21 protein-coding genes are annotated in these 23,283 nt (G+C 36.5%); 12 read left to right on the top strand and 9 right to left on the bottom strand.

All coding sequences use genetic code 11. The features are described 5' to 3' along the window. Positions 1-126 precede the first annotated feature (126 nt). From glmU to FCU45_RS03905, 5 genes are all read left to right on the top strand, one after another. Positions 127-1,428, top strand: coding sequence for a bifunctional UDP-N-acetylglucosamine diphosphorylase/glucosamine-1-phosphate N-acetyltransferase GlmU (gene glmU, locus FCU45_RS03925; RefSeq protein WP_137012491.1), 1,302 nt, complete (start codon positions 127-129; stop codon positions 1,426-1,428). Positions 1,429-1,527: 99 nt separating this feature from the next. Continuing rightward, the gene (locus FCU45_RS03920; protein WP_137012489.1) at positions 1,528-2,604 is read left to right on the top strand and encodes a DUF2157 domain-containing protein; all 1,077 of its coding nucleotides are present in this window, start codon (positions 1,528-1,530) and stop codon (positions 2,602-2,604) included. Beyond that, entirely contained in the window at positions 2,601-3,419 is an 819-nt protein-coding gene (locus FCU45_RS03915) for a DUF4824 family protein (protein WP_137012487.1), read from the top strand. The genes FCU45_RS03920 and FCU45_RS03915 overlap by 4 nt, the downstream gene beginning before the upstream one ends. A gap of 67 nt (positions 3,420-3,486) precedes the next feature. Beyond that, on the top strand, positions 3,487-4,605 hold the full coding sequence (locus FCU45_RS03910; RefSeq protein ID WP_137012485.1) for a metallophosphoesterase family protein: 1,119 nt from the start codon (positions 3,487-3,489) through the stop codon (positions 4,603-4,605). Beyond that, positions 4,592-6,961, top strand: a complete 2,370-nt coding sequence (locus FCU45_RS03905; RefSeq protein ID WP_137012549.1) for an AAA family ATPase — start codon at positions 4,592-4,594, stop codon at positions 6,959-6,961. The genes FCU45_RS03910 and FCU45_RS03905 overlap by 14 nt, the downstream gene beginning before the upstream one ends. On the opposite strand, the gene FCU45_RS03900 is transcribed toward FCU45_RS03905, so the two are convergent. Beyond that, positions 6,956-7,237 carry a type II toxin-antitoxin system RelE/ParE family toxin gene (locus FCU45_RS03900; RefSeq protein ID WP_137012483.1) on the bottom strand — a complete coding sequence of 94 codons (282 nt, stop codon included), beginning with the start codon at positions 7,235-7,237 and terminating at the stop codon, positions 6,956-6,958. The two genes, FCU45_RS03905 and FCU45_RS03900, sit on opposite strands and share 6 nt — an antisense overlap. Before the next feature lie 2 nt (positions 7,238-7,239). Then, positions 7,240-7,485, bottom strand: a complete 246-nt coding sequence (locus FCU45_RS03895) for a hypothetical protein (protein ID WP_137012481.1) — start codon at positions 7,483-7,485, stop codon at positions 7,240-7,242. A gap of 293 nt (positions 7,486-7,778) precedes the next feature. Here FCU45_RS03895 and FCU45_RS03890 point away from each other — a divergent pair, with 293 nt between their 5' ends. The 4 genes from FCU45_RS03890 to FCU45_RS03875 all read left to right on the top strand — a co-directional run bounded on the left by FCU45_RS03890 (position 7,779) and on the right by FCU45_RS03875 (position 9,578). Next, positions 7,779-8,105 carry a hypothetical protein gene (locus FCU45_RS03890; RefSeq protein ID WP_137012479.1) on the top strand — a complete coding sequence of 109 codons (327 nt, stop codon included), beginning with the start codon at positions 7,779-7,781 and terminating at the stop codon, positions 8,103-8,105. Positions 8,106-8,206: 101 nt separating this feature from the next. Further along, a complete protein-coding gene (locus FCU45_RS03885) occupies positions 8,207-8,599 on the top strand; it encodes a hypothetical protein (RefSeq protein ID WP_137012477.1) in 393 nt (130 codons plus the stop codon). A gap of 351 nt (positions 8,600-8,950) precedes the next feature. Next, the gene (locus FCU45_RS03880; protein WP_137012475.1) at positions 8,951-9,244 is read left to right on the top strand and encodes a nucleotidyltransferase family protein; all 294 of its coding nucleotides are present in this window, start codon (positions 8,951-8,953) and stop codon (positions 9,242-9,244) included. After that, positions 9,237-9,578, top strand: coding sequence for a HepT-like ribonuclease domain-containing protein (locus FCU45_RS03875; RefSeq protein WP_137012473.1), 342 nt, complete (start codon positions 9,237-9,239; stop codon positions 9,576-9,578). The genes FCU45_RS03880 and FCU45_RS03875 overlap by 8 nt, the downstream gene beginning before the upstream one ends. 15 nt (positions 9,579-9,593) lie before the next feature. Here FCU45_RS03875 and FCU45_RS03870 read toward each other — a convergent pair whose 3' ends face one another. From FCU45_RS03870 to FCU45_RS03845, 6 genes are all read right to left on the bottom strand, one after another. Further along, positions 9,594-10,301, bottom strand: coding sequence for a response regulator transcription factor (locus FCU45_RS03870; protein ID WP_137012471.1), 708 nt, complete (start codon positions 10,299-10,301; stop codon positions 9,594-9,596). Continuing rightward, positions 10,301-11,584 (bottom strand): PAS domain-containing sensor histidine kinase, encoded by a 1,284-nt coding sequence (locus FCU45_RS03865; protein WP_170175823.1) that lies wholly within the window; start codon positions 11,582-11,584, stop codon positions 10,301-10,303. The genes FCU45_RS03870 and FCU45_RS03865 overlap by 1 nt, the downstream gene beginning before the upstream one ends. 34 nt (positions 11,585-11,618) lie before the next feature. Further along, positions 11,619-13,292, bottom strand: a complete 1,674-nt coding sequence (locus FCU45_RS03860) for a ShlB/FhaC/HecB family hemolysin secretion/activation protein (protein WP_170175822.1) — start codon at positions 13,290-13,292, stop codon at positions 11,619-11,621. A 1-nt stretch (position 13,293) separates the two neighbouring features. After that, positions 13,294-16,701, bottom strand: a complete 3,408-nt coding sequence (locus FCU45_RS03855; RefSeq protein ID WP_137012465.1) for a GLUG motif-containing protein — start codon at positions 16,699-16,701, stop codon at positions 13,294-13,296. Positions 16,702-16,829: 128 nt separating this feature from the next. Beyond that, positions 16,830-17,426 (bottom strand): phage tail protein, encoded by a 597-nt coding sequence (locus tag FCU45_RS03850; RefSeq protein ID WP_137012463.1) that lies wholly within the window; start codon positions 17,424-17,426, stop codon positions 16,830-16,832. Positions 17,427-17,573: 147 nt separating this feature from the next. Further along, complete coding sequence (locus tag FCU45_RS03845) at positions 17,574-20,819, bottom strand: two-partner secretion domain-containing protein (protein WP_137012461.1); 3,246 nt, start codon at positions 20,817-20,819, stop codon at positions 17,574-17,576. A 298-nt stretch (positions 20,820-21,117) separates the two neighbouring features. Here FCU45_RS03845 and FCU45_RS03840 point away from each other — a divergent pair, with 298 nt between their 5' ends. The 3 genes from FCU45_RS03840 (at position 21,118) to FCU45_RS03830 (ending at position 22,051) form a co-directional block, all read left to right on the top strand. Beyond that, positions 21,118-21,336: a cold-shock protein gene (locus tag FCU45_RS03840; RefSeq protein ID WP_137012459.1), complete on the top strand. Its 219-nt coding sequence runs from the start codon at positions 21,118-21,120 to the stop codon at positions 21,334-21,336. Between the two features lie 159 nt (positions 21,337-21,495). Then, positions 21,496-21,708 carry a hypothetical protein gene (locus FCU45_RS03835; protein ID WP_137012455.1) on the top strand — a complete coding sequence of 71 codons (213 nt, stop codon included), beginning with the start codon at positions 21,496-21,498 and terminating at the stop codon, positions 21,706-21,708. A gap of 67 nt (positions 21,709-21,775) precedes the next feature. Next, positions 21,776-22,051 (top strand): CDGSH iron-sulfur domain-containing protein, encoded by a 276-nt coding sequence (locus FCU45_RS03830; protein ID WP_137012453.1) that lies wholly within the window; start codon positions 21,776-21,778, stop codon positions 22,049-22,051. Between the two features lie 17 nt (positions 22,052-22,068). On the opposite strand, the gene FCU45_RS03825 is transcribed toward FCU45_RS03830, so the two are convergent. After that, complete coding sequence (locus tag FCU45_RS03825; RefSeq protein WP_137012451.1) at positions 22,069-23,175, bottom strand: multiheme c-type cytochrome; 1,107 nt, start codon at positions 23,173-23,175, stop codon at positions 22,069-22,071. Between the last annotated feature and the right edge of the window lie 108 nt (positions 23,176-23,283).

The raw sequence follows: 23,283 nt of genomic DNA, 5'->3' as shown, positions 1-23,283 counted from the left end.
TAAAATATTGGGCTTATAATACCACAAAAAATATTAGGCTCTTCAATAAATGGGAATTTTCGAGATTTAATTTCAAATATAAGAGGCGGAGGGTATAATTTTGTCAAATATTATAAAGAGTTAAAAATGAACAAAAACAGAATCAGTATAGTTATCTTGGCTGCCGGAAAAGGGAGTCGAATGAAATCCTCAAAAGCGAAGGTTTTACATACTGTTTGCGGCAGAGAGATGCTCTATTACATTATAAAAGCATCACGCGAAATAAGCGATGATATAACCGTGGTCATCGCTCACCAAAAGGATGCCGTACAAAAAGCTGTAAGCTCATACTTTAACGATATAAACTTTGTCACTCAAGACGATATCAACTTTCCGGGAACCGGCGGGGCTATGAAAAACGTCTCTGTCAAAAATGAAAAAGTCCTTGTTCTAAACGGAGATATGCCGCTCATCTCTGCCAAAGCTCTTGATGGATTTCTGCATAACGACTCCGACATCGTAATGTCCATCTTTGACCTGCCAAACCCCGATGGATACGGCCGTGTTATCATAAAAGACGGTGAAGTACAAAAGATAGTCGAACAAAAAGATGCCTCTAAACTTGAACTCTCAGTTACAACCGTAAATGCCGGCATATACGCTTTTTCTAAAAAAGTTTTGGACAAATATATCCCTCTTCTTGGCAACGACAACGCTCAAAAAGAGTACTACCTTACAGATGTGATCTCCATGGCAAGAGCTGACGGACTTACTATTTCTCCTCTTTTGGTAGACGAAGAGCACTTCAGGGGCGTAAACTCCAAAAAAGATCTCTCTGTCGCCGAGGAGATAATGCAAGATAGAATCAAAACCAAATGGATGGAAGCGGGTGTGAGAATGCAGCTTCCTTCAACCATCTACATTGAAGAGGGTGTCATTTTCGAGGGCGAGTGCATAGTTGAGAACGGATGCCGTATAACGGGCAATTCCAAGATAATCAGCTCACATATAAAAGCGCACAGCGTTATTGAAGATAGCGTAGTTAAAAACTCCGACGTAGGACCTCTGGCTCATCTGCGCCCTGCTTCAGAACTTGAAGATACGCATATAGGAAACTTTGTCGAGGTTAAAAAATCCACCCTAAAAGGTGTAAAAGCTGGACATCTAAGCTACATAGGAGATGCAACGGTCGATGAGGGAACAAACATCGGCGCGGGAGTCATTACCTGCAACTACGACGGAGTTAAAAAGTACCAGACCATCATCGGCAAGAATGTATTTGTAGGAAGCGACAGCCAGCTTGTAGCCCCTGTGACCATCGAAGATGATGTGATGATAGCCGCAGGAACAACTGTTACAAGCGGAAAAGTCGAAAGCGGCTCTCTGGCAATAAGCAGAACAAAACTAAGAACCATAAAAGATTTTTACTATAAGTTTTTCAAAAAATAGTGATGTTATAAAAAAGAAAAATGCTAAAAATAATGTGAAGTTCAGAAAATATTTGATACTATTTAATAATTATTTTTGTTAATTAGGATTTATTTATATATGAATAAAACATCAACCCTTACAGCCCAACAAAGAACAGATCAAATTAAATCATTTCAAGCAGAACTTGAAATATTAAAAGACACAGATGTAGTTTCACTTACTGCTGAACAAAATGAAAAGATAGCTAAATACCACCAAAATCTTTTATCAAACTACTCTTTAGAGTTTGACATAGATACAACTAAAAATGAAAAGCAACTTAGTCTTGGTATGAAAATAGTCTCGTTTTTAGCGGCTCTTGGATTGGCATTTAGTATATTTTTTCTATTTTTGCAATTTTGGGGCGACTTTAAAGAAAGTACACAAGTTTTTATACTTATTTCCACCCCAACTGTTTTAGTTTTCTTTACATACTACCTATCAAATAAACAAAACAAAGATTACTATACAAAAATCGCCGCTCTACTTACTTTTACTACATTTGTATTAAATATATCTATGATTGCTCAAATATTCAATATTACACCTTCGCCAAATGCTTCCTTAATATTCTCGCTGTTTGCATTTTTACTAGCTTACGCTCTAAACACAAGACTGCTTTTAGGCATAGGAATTATATTCTTTTCGTTTTTTCTATCAGCGAAAGTTGGAGTTTGGGGTGGAGCTTATTGGATTAACTTTTCAAATCATCCTGAGAACTTTTTTCCGGTTGCTTTAATCCTGTTTTTACTCTCTTTTATAAATCATTCCAAATACACAAACTTTGATGTTGTTTACAGATATTTTTCTATGTTTTTATTTTTCTTGCCTGTATTAATCTTATCAAATAATGGCTCAATCAGTTATATAAATCTAGCTGAAGACTCAATAGAGGGTTTCTACCAAGTTATAGGATTTGCTTTTAGTGCCTTCGCCATATATATTGGGATAAAAAAAGGTCTCTCTGAAGTTACAAATATGGGAAATGTATTTTTTGTCATTTTTCTATATACAAAGTTTTTTAACTGGTGGTGGAACTGGATGCCAAAATATATTTTCTTTCTAATAATAGGGATAAGTGCCGTTTTCATACTTATGATACTCAAAAGAGTTAGAAGCGAGTTGTTAAAAGGTAAAAGGGAGAATCTATTATGAAAATATTTAAATTATCCTCCAAGCTTTTTGCATCCGCTTTTGTACTGTTAGTTATTACAAACGCGGTTATGCTTCTGGGTGTTTATCTTAATCGATCAAGTGAGGCGACATCAGAAGTAACATTAACACAAAGAGAACTTCAACTGCCAAGTTATATAAGAAAAGAGAACAATAGCGTATCTCTTAGGCTTGTATATAGAACTGCAAACAAATCAAGTCGCTCACATCAGGATAATTTTCTAAACCATGATAAATTAGAAGAGTTGGGTTTTGATACAGATAAGTACTTATATTCTAAAGAGAGCACAAGGACACCAACCAAGGAAGTCTTTATCGTACTGGAAAATAATGGTGAATTATATAAAAAATCTTTAAAATCAGCAGAAGCAGTATTAATGGAAAAAGAGGCTTTATATAATGCTAATAAAGACGACAAGAAGAAGCAAAGAGATTATGAGAATGCCAAAAATAATTTTACTCGTGAACAAATATCACAATCAAGACTTTTTGCTATCGATGCAGGTTTAGAGTATGAAGGATTAAGACAGAAGTATCCCAATAAAACAGATTATCTTATAGTCAAAGGAGTTGTAGGGCTAGTTAAAGATTATAAAGAAAAAATCTTGTACGGTTATATACAACGGCTTAATGTTCAAACTGTTCATCTGCCTTATAAATTTAAATATCTTTTAAAAGAGATCGGACCAATAAATAGTCATAATAACACGCGAAACACCTCTTTACAATACAAGGTAGAAGTAAAGTATGGAAGCAGATATGAACCTTTCATTACTTCTGTAAAAAGAATATATTAATTTATAGAAACTTTACTCAAACATTAGTTATCATAATCCTAATTTTTTTGTTGAATTAGGATTTTTTTTGAAAATATTACATTTTAGCGATACTCACTTAGGTTTTAACGACTTAGACATCTTAAATGAGGAAAACATAAACCAGAGAGAAGCGGACTTTTACGACGCTTTTGCTCAGGTCGTAGAGCAGATAAAAGAGATAAAACCCGATTATATTATCCATACGGGTGACCTTTTTCACCGCTCAAGCCCCTCAAACCGCGCTATCACTTTTGCGCTTGAACAGTTCAAGATCATAGACTCTCTTGATATCCCGTTCATCCTTATAGCGGGAAACCACTCAACGCCCAGAACAAATCTAAGCTCGCCCATCCTAAAGATATTTGACAACTTTAAAAACGTATATGCGGCGTACAATCAAGAATATAAAAAGATAGAGTTCGGGCACATAATATTTCACGCCCTGCCCCATATGAACGACGAAACAAAGGCGCTTTCACAGATAGAGCTATGCGAAGAGAGCATTGACAAAAGTAAAAAGAATATAATGATGATGCACTGCTCCGTGGGTGCTTTTTATCTTATGAACGAGTTTGGCGAGTGGGTCTATCCGAGTGAAAAAGAGTATATCTTTAAGATGATGGACTATGTCGCACTCGGGCATTGGCACGGTTTTGGAAAGGTCGGCAAGCATGAAAACGTCTACTACAGCGGCTCTACAGAGAGAACAAGTCTTAATGATAAACGAAACTCTAAAGGCTTTGCGGAGATAAGCTTGTACGATGAGCTAAAGGTCGAATACAAAGAGATAAAAATCCGTCCCATAGTCGTAAAAGAGATAGATTGCGAGGATTATGAAAACTCCGTCTCAAAGATCGATACAAGCGACGTAAAAGATGCAATAGTCGAGGTAAAACTTACAAATTTGAGCGTTCTGCAATCCATTGACATTCAAAACTCGGAGATAAAAAAGATTTTTACAGATGCTATGAGCGTATCGGTAAAGCGAGAGTTCAAGCATGTCAGCAGTGAGACAGCGATGATGGAAGCCGAAGCCGTATCACTTGAGGAGTTTTTTCTTGAACACATAAAAGAGGAAGCAAAAGGAGAGGAGTTTGAGAGGCTAAAACTCAAAGTCCAAGAGCTCTTTGCACACTACGAGGAGGTTTGTGATGATACTATCTAGACTCCGACTTGAAAACTTTAAAAAATACAGCGCTAAGACAATAGAGTTTGGCGAGGGTTTGATAGGCATCATCGGCAAAAACGGAAGCGGAAAATCTACCATCTTCGAGGCGATATTTTTTGCACTTTACGGCGAACTTAGAAGCAAAGGGTATAAAGATATAGTCAAAAACTCAAATGCTGACGCAAAAGATGCGGTGGTCGTTGAGCTTGAGTTTGAGTTTGATGCGGCAACCTACAGAGTAGTTCGTGAATTTCGCGGAAAAGCGATGAGCGCAAACGCAAAACTCTACAAAAATGAAGAGCTTATCACAAGTGGTGCCAAAGAGGTGACAAGCTCCATAACATCACTAACAAAGATGAGCAAAGATGCTTTTGTGAACACTCTTTTTGCCTCCCAAAAAGAGCTTACAAGCCTCAGTACGCTTAAAAATGAAGATAGAAAAAAGATGATACGCCGTCTTTTGGGACTTGAAAAAATAGACTTTGTCGAAAGAGAGCTGATTGAAAAAAGCAGAGAGCTAAAACGCGAAATAGAAGCGTTTAAAGAGGTGCTTTTGGGCGAAGCGGAGATAAAGCAAAAAGAGGAGCAGATAAAGCAGAATATCGCTTCAAAAGAGGCTCTTGTAAAAGATGAGAAGAGCAAGACAGAATATCTTGATGCACTAAAAACAAAAGAAAAAGAGATAAAAAAAGAGCTCGGAGTGTTTGCAGAGACAAAAGAGAAGAAGCAAAAACTCGCATCACAGCTGGAACTGACAAAAAACTCTAAAAACAGCGAGCTGTTAAATCAGGTAAAACTTAACGCTGAGTTTCATGAACTTGAAGACAAGCAGGAGAAGCTCGAATCTTTAAAACCTGCGGCAAAAGAGTATCTTAGCCTGCAGCAGCAGTTAAAGGAGCAGGAGAAGCTCAGAGAGTTCTTCCTCAAAAAAGAGGGTTTGCAAAAGGAGCAGGTTCAGCTAAGAGAGCAGTACACAAAGAGCAGATCAGACATTGGCGCACTTGAAAAAGCTTGCGAAGGGTATGACGAGTTTGTCTTAAATGCAAAAAATCTGGAAATAAACATCGCAGTTTTGCAAGAGAGCGTAAAGACAAAACAGACGATCGAAAACGAGCTAAAAGCCGAAATAGCCTCAGAACTCAAACAGATAGATATCACGAACGCCAAGATAGCCAAACTAAAAGAGCTAGGAAACGAGGGCGCTTGTCCGACATGCACGAGACCGCTCCTTGAAGAGTATGACAATGTTGTAAACTCGCTTGTCGGCACGGTCAACGAGACACACCAGAAGAAGATAGATGAGTACAAAAAACAGCTTACCAACGTAGAGACTCAAAAGAGCGCATTTGAGACAGAAAAGAAGCAAAAAGAGAAAGAGTTTTCAGAGATCGTAAGCAGTGTTAAAATCATAGAGAGCAAACTTAAAGACCTAAAAGCCGCACAAGAACACTTTGCCCTTGTAGAGCAAAAAGGGCTTAAAAACAAGCAGGAGCTTAAAGAGCTTGAAGCCTACAGTTACGATGAGAAAGCGCACGAGAAGATAAGAAGCGACTTTGCATCTCTTGAACCAAAATACAAACTATACGTGAGCCATGAAACAGAGCTAAAGAGGCTACCGGTCGTAAAAGCGGACTTGGCACTTGTGAGCAAAAGAATCGAAGATCTAAGAGAGCAGTACAAGAAAAAAGAGGCGGAGTTTAACCTTGTCATCTACGACGAAGAGAAGCACAAAGCAAAGCTTGCGGAGCATGACGAACTGCTCAAAGCCATAGATGCAAAAACCGCACTTCTGATGGAGATAAAAGTAAAAGTCGCAAAGATCGAGGGCGAGATAAAAAATATAGAGGCCTCGCTTAACAATAATGAAGCGCAAAAGAAAAAAGTTCAGAGTAAAAAAGATGACCTGCTTGATTATGAGAAGATAAAAGCGAGCCTTACTGAGTTTAAGACACGTCTAAATGCAAAAATAGCGCCCCGCATCTCGGAGATCGCCTCAGAGATGTACGCGCGTATCACAAAAGGCAAGTACCAGCACATAGAGGTCAGCAACGACTTTGACTTTTTCATCTATGATGAGGGCAAAAAGTACCCCATAGAGCGTTTTAGCGGCGGAGAGATAGACCTTGCAAACTTAGTGCTTCGCATAGCAATCTCAAAAACTCTAACGGAACTAAGCGGTGCAAGCAGCATTGGTTTCTTGGCATTCGATGAAGTGTTTGGAAGTCAGGACGAGAGCCGCCGCATGGAGATACTAGAGGCTTTCCACACCATAAAAGAGCAGTACAGACAGATATTTCTCATAAGCCACGAGATGGAGATCAAAGAGATGTTTGAGCGGGTTGTGGAGTTATAAAGGCTTGTTCCTATTAAAAATTTTGAAAATTTCAATTAACTCTTTTTCAAAGTTAATTTCATAAATTACCGTATAGCCTTTATATGTCATGTCTCTAATATTTTCATCATTGAAATAAATAGATTGTTTATATTTGAGCGGATTATCTAAAATCGACAAAATTGACTTTTCTAATTCATAAGCAAATTTAAGACTAGCACTTTTTTTATCTTGCGCTATATAATCTATGATTTGAATCAATTCTCTTTCAAAAGCTGTTTTATAAATTATTTTCATTTTTAACTATGTTTAGTTTTTAAATGAGTCTCTATATTTTCCCATAAATCATCGTGTGAAATCATCTCAGCCTTACCACTTTTGATATCACCTCTGATTTGTTGCAATTCTGCCTGTCTCTCATAAAAATATGGGTCGTACTCTAAACTTTTATCTTTTGTAATTTTGATTTTATCCTTACAAGTGCCGACAAAATTTAAAAAATCATTCATAAAATTATCTTCCACCTGAATTGTTAATGTTTTCATAAGATTCTCCAATAATTTTTTGTATGCCTAATTGTAACAAAACCAAAGTGAATATCAAGTTGGTTTAAGCTATAAACTAGCACTCGGTTATTTTATATTTAATTTCGATGAAGTGTTTGTTTGTCAAGAGTGATTGGAAAAAGACATGTTTAAAAATAAAAATGATATTAAATGAGTATTAAACAAATCGACATAAACAATTTATCTTTTGTATTTTCTTCACAAGAAAGTTATAATGTCTTTGTAGATGCTATAAAAGAGCTGGAAACTTGAGAATAAAGGAAATCGGCATAATGGATGGAAAAATAGTGGTAACGTATAAAGTACTGTGCGATAATGATCTCAATCAAAAGATTTCACTTAAGGAACTGCTTAAGAACGAAAAAGTGGCAAAAGCTATAAAATCAGAGTTTGCCAAGGGGCATCGCAATATTACGCTTAAATCCAAAGAAGAGGCAACGCTCAGCATTGAAACTCTTAAAGAACTCCATACTGTTGAAGTCTCTAAAGATGACTTTGCAGATCTTTTGAGTTTGGCAGAAGATGATGCAAACAGCAAAAAACTCTTAAAAAAAGAGTGCTCCCGCGTAGAACTCGTTGATATTGAAACGCACCTTTAAAGACCCAATAACCCGATGGAATTCATAGCTAACTACCATTTGTAAAAGATATCAAAGAAGCTAACAAGTATAATTATGAATATTCTTACAGGATTCTACAAATGAGCATATTTGCCCTACAGTCAGAGGCAGGCGGTTTTTTGGACGAAGGTTTAAAACGCTTCAATAAAGAGTTTGACGATTGGTGTGTTCAGTTTGACAACTATGAAGATGCCAATCTTATAAGACAAAATCTTGGCAAAAAAATAGTTGCGGAGGTTGTAGAGATCACGCCTTTGAGCTATCCAAAATATTTTTTTCATACGCTCCAAGGTGTTATCCATGCAACAAGACAGATCGATGATAAGATCATCTGCATTGTTGAACCGTATATGGGTTCAAACTTTCGTATCGCGGTGTGTGACTTAACTACAAAAAAGGTAACTATAACAAAGACCAGCTATAAAAATGTATTAAGTGTAGAGGGTGCATTTGCACATTTTGAACTAAAATGAAGCATAAACGCCGAAGTCGGGTTTATGCGTTGAAAACAGAAACATCTTCTTACAAGCGACAAAATGCTCTATGAGAGAATGAAGCATCACAACGCTTTATATCTTGCTCATACGGTGTTTTAAAAGCAGTTAAGAGAGATATTTCTCCACTACAAAAATATGCTCAGGTTTGCAGATGAGTTCATCTCAAAAAACAAAAAAGACACTAAGTTTTAAAACATTTAAGAGAACTGATTTAATTTACGCTCCAAAGAGTGAATTTTACATACTGAAAAAATCCATGCCATATAAAAAAATATCCATTTTTTGCTATAATCTTTCAAATAAATTTATGGAACACAAGGCATTTTTATGACAAAAGCGTTTATATTAGACTTCTTATCACAGCATAAAAATGAATTCTTTCAAAAATACGGTGTTACTAAGATAGGTCTATTTGGAAGTTACGTACGCGGTGACTTTAAAGAAGAGAGCGACATAGATATTGCCATAGAGATGTTAAACGAAAAAAAGAGTTTAAGTACCTTTTTTGCACTCAAAAGAGAACTTGAAGATGCCTTCAAACTCAAAGTAGACCTTGGCATAGAGAGTACATTAAAACCAATAGCAAAAAAGAAAATCTTAAAAGAGATCATTTATGTCTAAAAGGGACGAGCTTCTTTTTCTGCAAGATATTTTAGACTCAGTAAATGCTATTTTAGAGTTCACACACGGCTTGAATGTTGATACATTTTCAAATAACAGACTTGTGTACAGTGCAACAATCAGAGAATTTGAGGTTATTGGTGAAGCCACCATCCATCTTTGTGATGAAACATTATCAAAGTACAAAAAAGTTCCATGGAGAGATTTAAAAGATTTTAGAAACCTTCTAATACATGAATATTTTGGAGTTGACAGCCAAATAGTTTGGAATACAATTCAAAATGACCTACCTCTTTTAAAAGAAGTTGTACAAGAGATGATAGCAAACAACTAGTCTCTTAGAGATCTTTTAATCTACACTTAGTAAGTAGCCGATCCCGTATAAACTCTTTATGTTAATATCTGGAATCTTTTTTCGCAGGCGAACAACCATATTTCGTATATTCTCCTGTTTAATATCTTCATTGTAGAGATAAAAATGGTTGAGTATCTTATCGATTGAGCAGATAAATCCAATATTTTCCAAGAGCACTTCAAACAGTAGTAAATCATATTTAGCCAGGGTCAGTAGTTCATTATTGTAAAAAAGAGCTTTTTGACTCTTATTCCATACCAATGCGCTGTTTAATCGAACTGATTCATTACTTTTAAAAACATTACTGACATTCTCTAAGACTGCCAACATATTTTCAGGACCTATCGGTTTTGGTACAAAATATGAGATACCTAGATTTATATACTCTATAAGATATTCAGTGTTTTGATGAGCGGATATAACAATAAAGATCTGCTCTTTATTATGTTGTTTTATTGCTTTTATTAACTCAATGCCTGTGAGCTTTGGCATCTGATAATCTGTCATCACAATATCAAAATTTTTTTTATTTTTCTCTTGGAATTTCTCATATTCTCTTAAGCCTTCTTCGCCATTTGAAGCTGTTTGAACATAGCCAAAATAATCACAAAGAACCGATGAGATTTTTTCTTGAAGAGGAATATAATCTTCAACAAAAAGGATACTTAAATGTTTACATTTTTTATACAGTGACTGCCCCATTACCTCTCTCCATACAAAATTATTTCAAAACAAGCACCATTGTGAATATTTTTTGCATTTAACATTCCAAAGCTATGGTTTTCTATCACTATTTTAGAGATATAGAGTCCGAGCCCCGTCCCGTTTTTTTCACTTTTAGTTGAAAAATATGGATCAAAAATCTTCTCTAAAATAGCTTCGTCGATGCCGCCTCCATTGTCACAAATAAGAATAGTAAACTTATTGTTATCTTCATTAACACTAATGTTTATTGTGGGGTTGAGTATCTCTTTTTCTATAAAATTATCAATACTGTTTTTAATAATATTTAAAACAACCTGCATCACTTCATAGGTATAAATTTTTACCCTTTTATAGGTTTGAATATCAACTTTTACATCGATATTTTCTTTTTTTGTCAGACTATCAAGAATATTCAATGCCTTTTCAATCGGCACATTCAAGGTTGTCGTCTCTTTTCTTTTTGTTGGTTTAAAAAAGTTTGTAAAATCTTCTATCGTGCCTGTTAAGTACTGGGTATACCTATGTATATCTTTTATCTCTTTTGTTAAAAACTCTAAAAACTTTACTTGTGAAGCTTTATCATCAAAATCAAACTTTTGCAAATCAATTTTATTTTGTATACTAAAAGCGCTCATATCTATGACACTCAAAGGTTGTCTCCATTGGTGCGCAATGATACTTAGCATCTCTCCCATTTGAGCCATTCGTGACTGTCCAAGGAGAAGTTGCTCTTTTTTATAAATCTCTTTAATACCCACATCAACCCTCTCTTGAAGTGAGTTGTTCAGCTCTCTTAACTCATATTGAGCTTCCAAAAGCTTTTTTTCTGCCTCTTTTTGAGCTCGCATATCTATACCTATATAGATAATCTCACCCTCTGACAAATCGACATTTATCCATCTGCTTGGTATCGGCTCTCCACTTTTACTCAAGGGACTCATATCAATGTACTGTGTCTCTTTTCGAGTTGCAAAAGCTTCTCTCATTGTCTCTTGAACTTCCGGGTCTGGATGGAAAAGTGCAAACACGTTTTCATGTGCATTGAGCTCATCAATAGTCCAGCCAAATACTCTCTCACACTCTTTGTTCCATAAATAGCAATGCCCATTTGTATCAAAAGAGTCAATAAATATCGGAGCCATATCAAAGAGTTTTTTAAAGTGCTCTTCTCTGTATTTACAATTTTCTTCTATTTTTTCTTTTTTATTAATCTTCTTTTTTAATCGCAATATCCACAAAACAAGAAATATAATAATAAAAAATAGAGTTGCTGTAAACATCATATTCCCTTACAAATATAACTTATATTTTATCTTAAAACAACCAAAACAGTTGAGCCAAAAATTTATTTCTCGACTCTTGTGATACAGGCGTTGCCTCACTTCCAAACCCATGAGCGTAAGAAGCTTTAAAATTTAGACTTTTATATGAAGCATTATAACTAACTCCTATGTCACTAAGTCTTCTAGTATTGTCACTCAGTCCTGCCCATCTGTTTGTGTTGGACCATATTTTAGCGGTATCGTAAAATAGTCCCATATTATGCAAAAGATTTTGAACTGCAGGCAGAGTATAGCCAAGTTCAGTCGAGAAGAAAAAACCTTTATCTCCCGAGAGTTCATTATCACTGTATGCTCTTGTACCATAAACACCGCCTACAGATAACTCTTGGCTTGAGTCCAGATTTCTGGTAAAACTTGTTTGAGCATTAAAGCGTGTTGTCAACAGTGTCTTTTCACTGAACCCCAAAGCATGAGTCAAGTTTAGGTTTGCCTTAGAAAAACTCCCTTCTGATTGTACAATGGCATCATTTGTCTCTGCAGTTTGACTTTTTAAACTTTTATGCCCGTGCGTAAAAGAGATAACGCTCAGCAAAGAACTCGGCAATTCAAATAGATTCATCGTTTCATAAGAAGTAAGTGACAAAGTAAAATCATCAATACTTTTTTTATCTTTTTCACCACTCATCCAATCCGACATAACTCTGTGAACAAACTCTCCCTTTAAATCCAAACTGCGTGTATATGTTTTAATAATAGGATAACTAACTCCTGCTTCCAAAAGAGTAGCTTCTCCATGTGCATCAAGAGCTTTATAACTGTCTCCCAAAGTATACTTCAGCTTGCTAAGACCTATATTTGTCACAACCCCATCACTGCCCACAGGTAAGGAGTAAGCAATTCTGCCGTATTTCAATTCATCGGTAAAAGAGTTGAGAATATAGATACTTAGAGCATCGCCATATCCAAAAGGAGAGTTGAGTGTTGCTCCAATATTGGCTCGTTCATCACCTGTATATTTATTTCCATAGTTATCCATTGAGATATGACCCTCAACTCTTTTAGACTCTTCAGCGGTAATAGTAAAATCACTGCTTCCTACAGTTTCTCCCGGAGCAATTTCTGCGTTTACTATTTGAAGTCCAGATAATGAGTTTATAAGAAATATCTGTCTTTCAAGTTTATCCATAGATATAACTTCTTCATTGTCAAATTCAGACAGATACCTTTTTATAGTACTCTCTTTTACTTTTGATGAGTTATTTATATTAAATTTGCCGTATACACCTTCAATAACAGTGATTCTCACAATATTATCGCTTAAGTCTTGCACAGGAATATAAGCACGAGCCACAAAATAACCATTTGCTCTGTAATATTTTGTAATAATATCTGCTACTTTTTTAATCTCTAAAATAGTTAAGTTTTTACCTTCATACTCTTTAATGAGGTCATGCAAAACTTCAGTAGAAAATACCGTATTGTTTTGTATCTCAAACTTTTTTACCAGCACTTTAAGCGTGTCATCTCCAGTGATGGGAGCTTTGTACTCTTGCATAGGAATAACCGGCGGTGCTTTCTTTTCTAGTTGTTTTAAAGAAGGTTTTATCTCATTTAAGATACTTCCTGAATCCGGTATATCAGCTGCGAATAGTGTACTTGCCAGCAACAGTAAAGTTAGAAAACTTTGTTTTAATTTTTGTAACATTTTATAATTCCTCATTATTTATTAAACCGACCGGTAGTTTTACGCCGTTGTTGGTTATTTTTGTTTGGCTAAATATTGTGGCATTTAGAAGATTATTTGGGGTGATAATATTGTCTGTTCTAAATGCTATACCGTTTTTGACAGGTGTTTTTATCTGTTTGATTTCACTTGTATCTATAACCTGAGTATTAGATGTTGTTGGAGTTATAATTGGCACTGGGTTAATAATTAATGTTCCTGATCCATAAGAGACAATATACCCTTGTTGATTTGAGTAAAGTCCTGATGGTGTTAAAGTATATGTCCCAGCATCAATATCTGTTCCGTAATTTAGCGTTCCCAATAAATTGCTATTTGGAGTCGTAGAGTATGTTACTCCATTAGCACCTGAGTAAACATTTCCATCATAAGTTTTTGTGGCATCATTTGCTGTTACGGTTATAGGAGTCATAAAAGTTCTCAGAAGCGGTCTTGTATCTCCTTCGTAGATTATCCAGTCATTTGTGAAGTCAAAGCCTGTGTAGGTTGCTTGGGAGAAGGCATCTATTGTGCCTGTTGTGCTGTGAATTCCTGTGAGATTTGTGATTGTTCCAGAATTAGAACTAAATCCAACTGAGGTACCAGTTGTATCTATATCCCAGTAACTATTATTAATTACTCCATTTGTATTGCCTGCGACCAAACCACCAATATAGTAACGACCACTAGTAATATGACCTGTTGCATAACTATCTGTAATTGAACCATAAGAGTGCCCAACCAAACCACCTGCATAATCATTAGTAGTTGTGACACTTCCTGTTGCATAACTATTTATGATTTCACTGCTAGCACTACCGTTTTCTCCAACTAAACCACCCACATAATCACGGCCACTTACGTTTCCAGTTGCATAACTATTTTCAATCTTTCTCGAGTTGTATCCAACTAAACCACCAGTATTATTACTATTTCCTTCTACATTTGAGGTGGAATAAGAATTTTTAATCGTATTTTCACTTAAACCTACTAAACCGCCTACAGAAGTAGCTCCAGATACTTTCCCTGTTGTAAAACTATTATTTATAGTTAGAGTATTCCAGCCAACTAAACCACCCGTATAATTTTGACCCGTAATATCTACATTTTCAAGTCCAATATTTTGTATCGTTAAATTAGAATTGATAAAACCAAATAATCCTATAAAATCAGTTGTTCCTCTATCTATAAAAAGATCTGATATCGTATGTCCTAGTCCATCAAAGCCTCCGGTAAATTGACTTGATTGATTCCCAATAGGATTAAATCCACGACTGCTCCACATATCTCCACTATATGTAATATCGTTTGCTAAAGTATAGTTTGCACTTAAATCCATAGCCATAAGTTGAAGTTGATGGTCATTGGAAATGGTAGTGGAATATTCACTTCTTAAAAATGGTCGTGTTTCACCATCTATCATATACCAAGTATTTGTAAAATCTAAATTTGAGTAAGTTGCTTGTGTGAAAGCATCTATTGTGCTTGTTGAGCTATGAACTCCTGTGAGGTTTGTGATTGTTCCAAAATTTGCTCCAACTCTATTAGCTGTAATGTCTATATCCCAATAGGAATCGGTAAGTGTGCTTCCACCTGCATTCCAACCAACAAGAGCTCCACTAGTACCACCACTAACTTTGCCTGTTGCGTAAGTATTTGTGATAGAACCAATATTATGTCCGACAAGCCCACCAACTTTAAAATTTCCACTTACCTGAGCAGTAGAATAACTCTTAGTAAGAGTACCATCATTTTGCCCAACAAGACCACCAACAACACTATAAATCCCATCTACTCTTCCTGATACATAGGAGTTTGTGATTGAACCAAGATTATATCCAGCAAGTCCACCAACATCACTCCTCCCTTTTATATTAACATTAGTAAGCCCAAGATTTTGGATAATTGAACCTGTATTTGTATCTCCAAAAAGTCCCACATAATTTTCGGTCGGTCTATTTATAAAAAGATTAGAAATAGTATGCCCAAGCCCATCAAAGCTTCCTGTGAATTTGTTTGAGCTAGTTCCAATAGGAACAAACCCAGCATTAGAGTTCCAAGAAGAAGTTGCACTTGCGTCTATATTTGAACCCAATTCATACTTTCCGTTTAACGCTTGGTTTATCCATTGGAGTTGAAAAACATTGTTTACTATTACTTTCCCCGTTGTCGGGTCAAATGCAACTTTATTGTTTCTATTTGCTGCATTAAAGTAAACTCCGCCTGTTGTTGCGTTTGTATTGTTGATGGTAGCATTTACAAATATCTCATCACCTGCTGTTAAAGTAAGCTTAGTTGCTTCTCCCCATATAATATCTTCATCTACTGTTATATCTTGGTCTGCTTGGAGTTCTACATCTGCAGTTGAGAGTGAATTTTGTACAGCAATTGCACTAACTGTATCTGCTAGTCCACTTGAGTCTATGGTTAAGTTAACTGGGTCTAAAAGCCATTTTTTAGTTTGAATATCTGTCGAGGAAGCTACAGATAAATTTGTTCCGGAAGTTTCAATAAAGCCATCTTTTGCACTTAAAGTTCCATCTATGTTAGTTGTCCCTCCATGAGCAAAGAGTATGATTTTTCCATTATGAGAATCTATTGAGTCTGCTTCTATTATTCCTCTATTATTGACTACTCCATTGAGTACTGTGTTTAAGGCTTGAGAAGTTAGATATATCTCTCCGCCATTTGCTTGTATAGCCCCTTTATTCTCAACTAAGGCATCAAGTATTCCTTTATCAATGGTGAGGTTTATTAGGGAGTTTCCATTGATATTGAGGCTCACTTTACTTGCTCCCACTAAATGAATATCACCAAGTGTTGCTTTTATAAAGCCTTCATTGGAAACACTATTACCTGCTAGAACAGCATAGCCATTATCTTTAATATTTATAGTTCCAAGATTTAGGATAGCGTTTGTACTATTACCACTTAAAGTATAATTCCCTACTTGGAAATCTTCATCACTTAGGTTTAATGTTGAAGCAACTAAGCCTCCTACATTTATGCTTGAGCCTTTGGAAAATACTATTCCGTTTGGGTTTAGTAAAAATACTTGACCGTTTGCGTTTATGGTTCCTTCTATAAGTGAGTTTGTTACTCCTACTACTCTATTTAAAGTGACAGAAGCACTATTGGGTTGTACGAAGTTCACTGTTTCCGTAGGAGCTACACTAAAGCTTTGCCAATTTATGCTAGCTTTATTGGTAGTTTGGGTTATGGTGGTAGTATTTGGAGTTTGGAAGATAGTTGCTGTTCCTGTTGTCACCACTCCGCCACTCGGTGCTGCGCTTAATAAGGTCATCGTTCCAAAGAGTGTACTTACAACTAAGGCAATCTTCCCGCCTTTTAGTATACGAAACCTTGATTTATATTCATGATTTGTTTTCATCTTATACTTTCCCTATTTTATTTATTAGGAAAACTATACTTTACAATTGCATTCCAATTGCTCGCTAGAAGAAAGTCTTATATTTTCTCCTAGTCACCGGATAAGTTTTTATCCGGTTTTTTTCAACTTTATGGACGATCAGGAAATATACCGACTATACAGATAATATAATGAAGTCCCATACTTGGCTGATAATTATAAAAAGCTTCGCCCTTCCCTGTATTTTCCGTGGCAGAAGGAAGCGTTAATGTAATACCCGTTACAACATTGTTAAGTAGCGCATTTGGTACCGATGTGGATAACATAGGAACTGGAGTCACACCATGTCCATTGTCATAACTGCCCGCACTAGATAAAGCTTGTGCTTCAGCTAGTTTGCTTGTATTCGCAGTTCCATCATAAACTTTTAGATTTGCTGTAGCATTTGATGGAGCGGAATCTTTGATCCCATGATTATGTGCAGGTAAATTATTTTGAGTTAAAGTTACCGTTTTATCACCAAATTGTTCACCCAGATGAGGAAAACTTGATACGCCGACAGGAACTCTTCCCGTAAGATCAGGAAGCTTAAAAGTGACTCTTCCGTCTCCACCGTAAGTTGTTCCTATCAAAGAAAATAAAGCCTGATTTTCCGTTATGTGCATCGTTTGCCCTGCACAGAATGCCCAATTTTTTGGAGCCCAAACTACTGGCCACAATCTTATTTCTCCTATATAACCTTCCATAACATATTTCCTTTTTAAATTACTATTTCAATAAGGTCAAGCCTTACTATCATAACGACTATAAACAACATAGCTTATGTCAAACAGATTGCTACAAACACATAACTTTAAGTGTTTCTCTTCAAGTTGTCTCTATGTTATTTTTATTCATAAACTTGCTCCTTTAATTGAAAATTGATTCTCTTTTCCTTCTAATCTTAAATTATTTATGATATCCGGCATCCTATTTATTATTAGGATGTCACCGATATAAAAAATCTTCTCCAAGCCAGATGAGAGATATTGATAATTATTTAGCCGATAGATATTTTTATTTTGCTTGTTCATATCATCTGGTTCTTTTATATTGTATATATTTGCTAACAAATTCTGCATTGATAAATTAGCCGTTGGAGTAGTTACTGGGTTAGTTACTGGACTTGCAGCTGCCGTAATATCAGCAGTAGCAGTCGTACTTGAACTTGAAAGAGTGTAATTTGAAGCAACGCCTCCATTTGTTCCATCGGCTAAAGAGTAATCGATTGCAGTAACAGTTTTAGCAGTTGCTACATTTTGATCGCTAAAACTTGCAGTGCCATGATTGAGTGTGAGTGTCTCAGTTCCCACTCCCGTACTTACATTCCCCCAATTTGAAATATTTACATTCGTCGTACCGTCATACACTTTATTATCCGCTGTTAGTCCATTGATTGTTAATACCTTAGCCGTAATATCAGCAGTAGCAGTCGTACTTGAACTTGAAAGAGTGTAATTTGAAGCAACTCCTCCATTTGTTCCATCGGCTAAAGAGTAACCCGTTGCCGTGACTATTTTTGCAGTTGCTACATTTTGATCGCTAAAACTTGCAGTGCCATGATTGAGTGTGAGTGTCTCAGTTCCCACTCCCGTACTTACATTTCCCCAATTTGAAATATTTACATTCGTCGTACCGTCATACACTTTATTATCCGCACTTAGACCTGAAATACTTATGGCTTTTTTATTTATGGTCATCGTTCCATCTACAAATGAAACAGCATATCCGCCGACCTGTTGTGTGGAGTAATATCCAGAAGGAGTAATGGCAACATTCCCTGCATTGGTATGATCTCCCGCTGTATTTGTAACACTATTTGTCCCAAATGTATATCCAACTGAACCTAAAAGTAGAGAGTTTGGTGAAGCGATAGAGTAGCTTACTCCAGTTGCACTTTGGGCAGTTCCATTATAGGTTGTGGTGACATCATTCGCCGTTACTGTTAAAGGTACCATAAAAGCACGAAGTAAAGGAGCGGTATGCCCATCATAACCGATCCATGTGTTTGTAAAATCAAATCCGGCAAAGTTCGAGTGTTGCTGCATCTGGGCACTACTTAATCCTGAAACACCTGGGTTATTATCCGTCAATCCGGTGGCGGTATTAAAATAACAGTTTGTAAAGTTTGCTTTAGTATCCGAATTTTCATCAAATCCTCCGGTATGCGTACTATTTGTTATTGTTACATTTGCATAGCTATTGATTATAGAACCTGTTGAAGTTTGATTCTCATTACTATTCCAGCCAACAAATCCCCCTGTATAATCAGCATTATCTATACTTCCTAAAGCATAACTATCTTTAATAACCCCACCATTTTCTCCTACAAATCCACCTACATTTTGTATTGTATTTGTATTAACTATTGCAACATTTGCAAAACTTTCTGAGATGTTACTCGCCGCATCATAAATCTGTCCAACAAATCCTCCTGTACCGTTATTGGCATTTGTATTTCTTATTATTCCACCATCTACATAACTCTTTTTTATTGTTGAAGCATTATTCATAAACCCGACTAACCCACCAACAGAATAATTATTTGTTGATGTTATATCGATATTGGTAAGGCCAAGATTTTCGATTGTTGCACCGCTTATATCACCGAACAATCCAACATCTGTTAATAAATCAGATGAATTTACAGTTAGCTTGTCAATAGCATGCCCTAGCCCGTCAAATTTTCCTGTAAATGGCGTTGAAATCTTTCCAAGCGGCACAAAGTTGGCAATACTTGAAGCGTCGATATTGCTTCCTAGTGCATACTTACCAGAGAGTCCGCTGTTGATATTTTGAAGCGCAGTTGCATCGGAGATAATGGTATAGTTAACAACGGTATCACTGGCATGCTGAGTAGAGAAACTACCTGTTGATGCTATATTGACAGGAGCGTAAACATTGTAAGTACCACTTGATGTAGTCTGTGCATATTTTAAAAATAGTCCTGCCGTGGAAGTGAGGTCAAGCTGAGTATTTATGTTGATGTTATTGCCTGCATCAAGAGTTAATATATTACTGCTCCAACTAATAGGAGCAGAAACGGTAATGTCATTTGTAGCTGACTGGGTAACATCCGCACCACCGTTTAGCGTAGTTGATATGGTACTTGCCAGAGTAGAATCAATTATCAAATCTACAGGGTCAATAAGCCACTCACCTGTCGTTACATGTAAAGTATCATCAGAGCTGAACACTTCTCCTGAAGTCTCAATGAAACCCGTACCTGCACCTGTATCTAAAGTACCTCCTGCATGAATACTACCTCCGTGAGCGAACAGAACGATCTTTCCGTCTTTAGTACCGATACTTTGAGCTTCAATGACACCTGAGTTGTTCACAACACCGCTTAAGACAGAATCCATCGCCTGGGATGTCAGATAGACACTTCCTCCGTCTGCTTGAATAATTCCTTTGTTAGATACAAGAGAATCATAAGTACCTTTATCTATTGTAAGAGAGAGCAGAGAGTTACCGTTGATGTTTAAAGAGATCTGCTCACCCGAAGCCAACTGAACATTTCCCTCTTGTGAAGTTATGGTTCCTTCATTGGTTACGCTCTTTGCAGCAAAGACGACATACCCGCCGTTTGCAGTAGTGATGTCACCTTGGTTTAAGACAGAGACACTGCTTGAACCTGAGAGTACATAGTTACCGTTATTGAAGTCTGTATCTGACATATTCAGTGTAGAAGCTACAAGTGCTCCTACATTGACTTGAGAACCTTTTGTAAAGATAACACCGTTAGGGTTTAGCAAGAACACCTGACCGTTTGCATTCATATTACCTGCAATGGTAGAAGCGCTATTGCCGATGACTCTGTTTAGGGTAACAGAAGAGGAAGATGGTTGTACAAAGTTTACCGTCTCATTACTTGCAATAGAGAAGCTTTGCCAGTTTATACTGGCTTTTTGAGTGCTTTGGGTTATGGTCGTGGTATTGGGCGTCTGGGAGATGGTTGCTGTTCCAGTTGTCACGACACCATCGCTCGGTGCTGCACTCAACATGGTTATACTCCCTATAAGTGCAGTTATGACTAAAGCTATCTTCCCGCCTTTTAGTATGCGAAACCTTGATTTATAGTCTGGGTTTATTTTCATCTTTATTTCCCTATTTTACTTAATTGGAAAACTATACTTTACAATTGCATCCGAATTGCTCGTTTTTCTTTTTAACACAATAAAAAACAACAACTTTAAAAAGAATTTGCCTAATCTATATACATTTACATTTTATTCAGTTATACTTCCCTCAATAAAAGATGATTCGAGTTACATCTTTAGTCTGCTTTACATTGATGACCTAGTTAACAGTATAATCCGCTACTAAAAGAAAAGCTTCATATTAGATTTTAGACCACTTCAGCAATGAGGTGTATTCAAACACAAAGGTATTACAATGGCAGCATTAGTAAACGGTACAGTTAAATGGTTCAATGGTGAAAAAGGTTTCGGATTTATCGAACAAGAAAATGGCGGTAAAGATGTATTCGTACACTTTCGTCAAATCAACAGCACAGGCTACGGTCGTGTTTCACTAGACGAAGGTCAAAAGGTAACTTTTGAAATTGGTCAGGGCGAAAAAGGTCCACAAGCAGAAAACGTTACAGGTCTGTAATCTTTCTTTGAGCGGATCTCTCCGCTCATAACTATCATAAACCCCCAAAACACCCCTATTTACACAACTTTATAAACCACTTAATTTTATTACCGCAAAAATCAAAAAAAATAATACAATTCCACTCCAATATTACCATTTAAAAACAAGAGGTCAACCGTGTACAAAATAATTAAAACACACCCGACAAAAGAGCAGATTTCTACATTTAAGATGAAGATAGCAGAGGAAGATGACTACGTTGATTATGTCGTAGATCTAAACAACCTTGGCGAAGAGGCAAAAAGAGAGCTTTGCTCTTTATACGGCATAGCCGTAGAAGAACTAAACCAGAAAGAGAAACTGCAGCTTACGGTATCTTCTTCCATATAGCTGTTTTTACCTTGACATTTAGATAAAATCGCCACTATAATAGTGCGTATCTATCAAAGGAGATGTCATGTGTAAAGATGCGATCGTATTTCACAACAAACCCAAAGGTGTGACTCTTGAAGCGGGGGTCACATATATGATCTGCGCGTGCGGAAGAAGCAAAGAGGGTATTTTTTGCGACGGAAGCCATGAAGTAACAGAGTGCCTGCCAAAAGAGGTAACTGTTGAAAAGACAAAACAGTACCATATCTGTATGTGCAAGACAAGCAACAACTTCCCTTTTTGTGACGGAACTCACAGTATTTACAACGATGATGAGGTCGGCAAAGCAGTCAAGATTTGAGTAGAGCAGCCTTTTGGCTACTCTGCTATAAAACTTTGTACTTTAAGAACCGTAAACTTTTTAGCATCTTCATCTTTTTGCAGATTTAACTTTTTTAGAGCTTTTGGATTAACAATATAGTATCCAAGTATCACTTCTATTTTATCTCCCTTGTGAACTTTATCATTATAGCTTATGCTTTTTTTCTCATTTGCTTTAAGCATTGTGTCAGATACAACTCTATCTGCCAGCCACGGCATAGAAGCTCCATCTTCATTACCTATTATTTTTGCAAAAGTATGCGTCTTTAAAGATACTGATTTAACATCTTTTACAAGATTTACTCTAAGCTCTACCACTCTTAGCGGATGAAGCATAAGGTCATGAGGTGCTTTGTTCTCAATAATCACCTCAAAACCGTTTGCGCTCTTTATAAAATCAACTCCAACATATTTTGAGAGCATTTCGGGATTTTTTCTAGCTCCCGCAAAACCGTGAAAAGCGTGTTGTTTAGTCTCAGTGAGAGTTGTGGCTGTTCCATCTACCTTTGGCATATGGCACGTTATACAGTTCTCATCTTTATTTTGCGCACCATCTTTTGATGTTTCACATATCATAAACTCAGCAGAGTTTTGTCTGTGAGAGTGACAGCCCATGCAAGCCTGTGCGCTGTAATACTTCTCATTTGTATAGTCTATATCGTGATACGGCGAACCTACTGTACTTTTGTTAAGCCCAAACCATGAGCTCTCTTTTTTATAGACTACTTTCTCTCCCTCTCTGCCGGCTTCTGCCGAGTAAAACGTCTTTTTATCTTTACTATAAACATTCTTATTAGCACTTGCATGCTCCTCTACGTCTTTTATTGTGTGACAACTAGCGCATGTTATGCCTTTTTTGGCATCATCCTCATCTTTTGCATTTGGAGTATGGCACTCGGCACACGCATAATCACCTTTTTCTTTTGCAGGGTGCATATCCCATACAGCTTTGTGTATCGTATCATCGTAAATTGATGACTGTCTGTGCATTGAGTTTTCAAACTCATCAACTATCGCCGGATGACACTTTTTACATGTCTGTGTTTGCGATTCGGCAAAAATCAGTGACGATAATGCGAAGGCAAGTAATAACATCTTCTTCATATAAACTATCCTTTTAATTATTATAAGTTGAAATTCTATCACTCTATAAATATTTCTGCTTGATGTATATCAAAATCCCACGTTAATTTTTTTCGTGCTAGAATGTAA

Source organism: Sulfurimonas crateris (assembly GCF_005217605.1).
In the GTDB taxonomy this organism is placed as follows: Bacteria; Campylobacterota; Campylobacteria; order Campylobacterales; family Sulfurimonadaceae; genus Sulfurimonas; species Sulfurimonas crateris.
Note: the sequence above shows the minus strand (reverse complement) of the source record. Positions and strands in the feature narration are given on the sequence as shown.

Bases quoted from the DNA above. Each gene is read 5' to 3' on its own strand.
- FCU45_RS03875 (WP_137012473.1), top strand. From the start codon at position 9,237: ATGTCTAAAAGGGACGAGCTTCTTTTTCTGCAAGATATTTTAGACTCA.
- FCU45_RS03915 (WP_137012487.1), top strand. From the start codon at position 2,601: ATGAAAATATTTAAATTATCCTCCAAGCTTTTTGCATCCGCTTTTGTA.
- FCU45_RS03860 (WP_170175822.1), bottom strand. From the start codon at position 13,292: ATGTTACAAAAATTAAAACAAAGTTTTCTAACTTTACTGTTGCTGGCA.
- FCU45_RS03850 (WP_137012463.1), bottom strand. From the start codon at position 17,426: ATGGAAGGTTATATAGGAGAAATAAGATTGTGGCCAGTAGTTTGGGCT.
- FCU45_RS03830 (WP_137012453.1), top strand. From the start codon at position 21,776: ATGTGTAAAGATGCGATCGTATTTCACAACAAACCCAAAGGTGTGACT.
- FCU45_RS03880 (WP_137012475.1), top strand. From the start codon at position 8,951: ATGACAAAAGCGTTTATATTAGACTTCTTATCACAGCATAAAAATGAA.
- FCU45_RS03885 (WP_137012477.1), top strand. From the start codon at position 8,207: ATGAGCATATTTGCCCTACAGTCAGAGGCAGGCGGTTTTTTGGACGAA.
- glmU (WP_137012491.1), top strand. From the start codon at position 127: ATGAACAAAAACAGAATCAGTATAGTTATCTTGGCTGCCGGAAAAGGG.
- FCU45_RS03890 (WP_137012479.1), top strand. From the start codon at position 7,779: ATGGATGGAAAAATAGTGGTAACGTATAAAGTACTGTGCGATAATGAT.
- FCU45_RS03870 (WP_137012471.1), bottom strand. From the start codon at position 10,301: ATGGGGCAGTCACTGTATAAAAAATGTAAACATTTAAGTATCCTTTTT.
- FCU45_RS03895 (WP_137012481.1), bottom strand. From the start codon at position 7,485: ATGAAAACATTAACAATTCAGGTGGAAGATAATTTTATGAATGATTTT.
- FCU45_RS03840 (WP_137012459.1), top strand. From the start codon at position 21,118: ATGGCAGCATTAGTAAACGGTACAGTTAAATGGTTCAATGGTGAAAAA.
- FCU45_RS03900 (WP_137012483.1), bottom strand. From the start codon at position 7,237: ATGAAAATAATTTATAAAACAGCTTTTGAAAGAGAATTGATTCAAATC.
- FCU45_RS03845 (WP_137012461.1), bottom strand. From the start codon at position 20,819: ATGAAAATAAACCCAGACTATAAATCAAGGTTTCGCATACTAAAAGGC.
- FCU45_RS03905 (WP_137012549.1), top strand. From the start codon at position 4,592: ATGATACTATCTAGACTCCGACTTGAAAACTTTAAAAAATACAGCGCT.
- FCU45_RS03855 (WP_137012465.1), bottom strand. From the start codon at position 16,701: ATGAAAACAAATCATGAATATAAATCAAGGTTTCGTATACTAAAAGGC.
- FCU45_RS03865 (WP_170175823.1), bottom strand. From the start codon at position 11,584: ATGTTTACAGCAACTCTATTTTTTATTATTATATTTCTTGTTTTGTGG.
- FCU45_RS03825 (WP_137012451.1), bottom strand. From the start codon at position 23,175: ATGAAGAAGATGTTATTACTTGCCTTCGCATTATCGTCACTGATTTTT.
- FCU45_RS03920 (WP_137012489.1), top strand. From the start codon at position 1,528: ATGAATAAAACATCAACCCTTACAGCCCAACAAAGAACAGATCAAATT.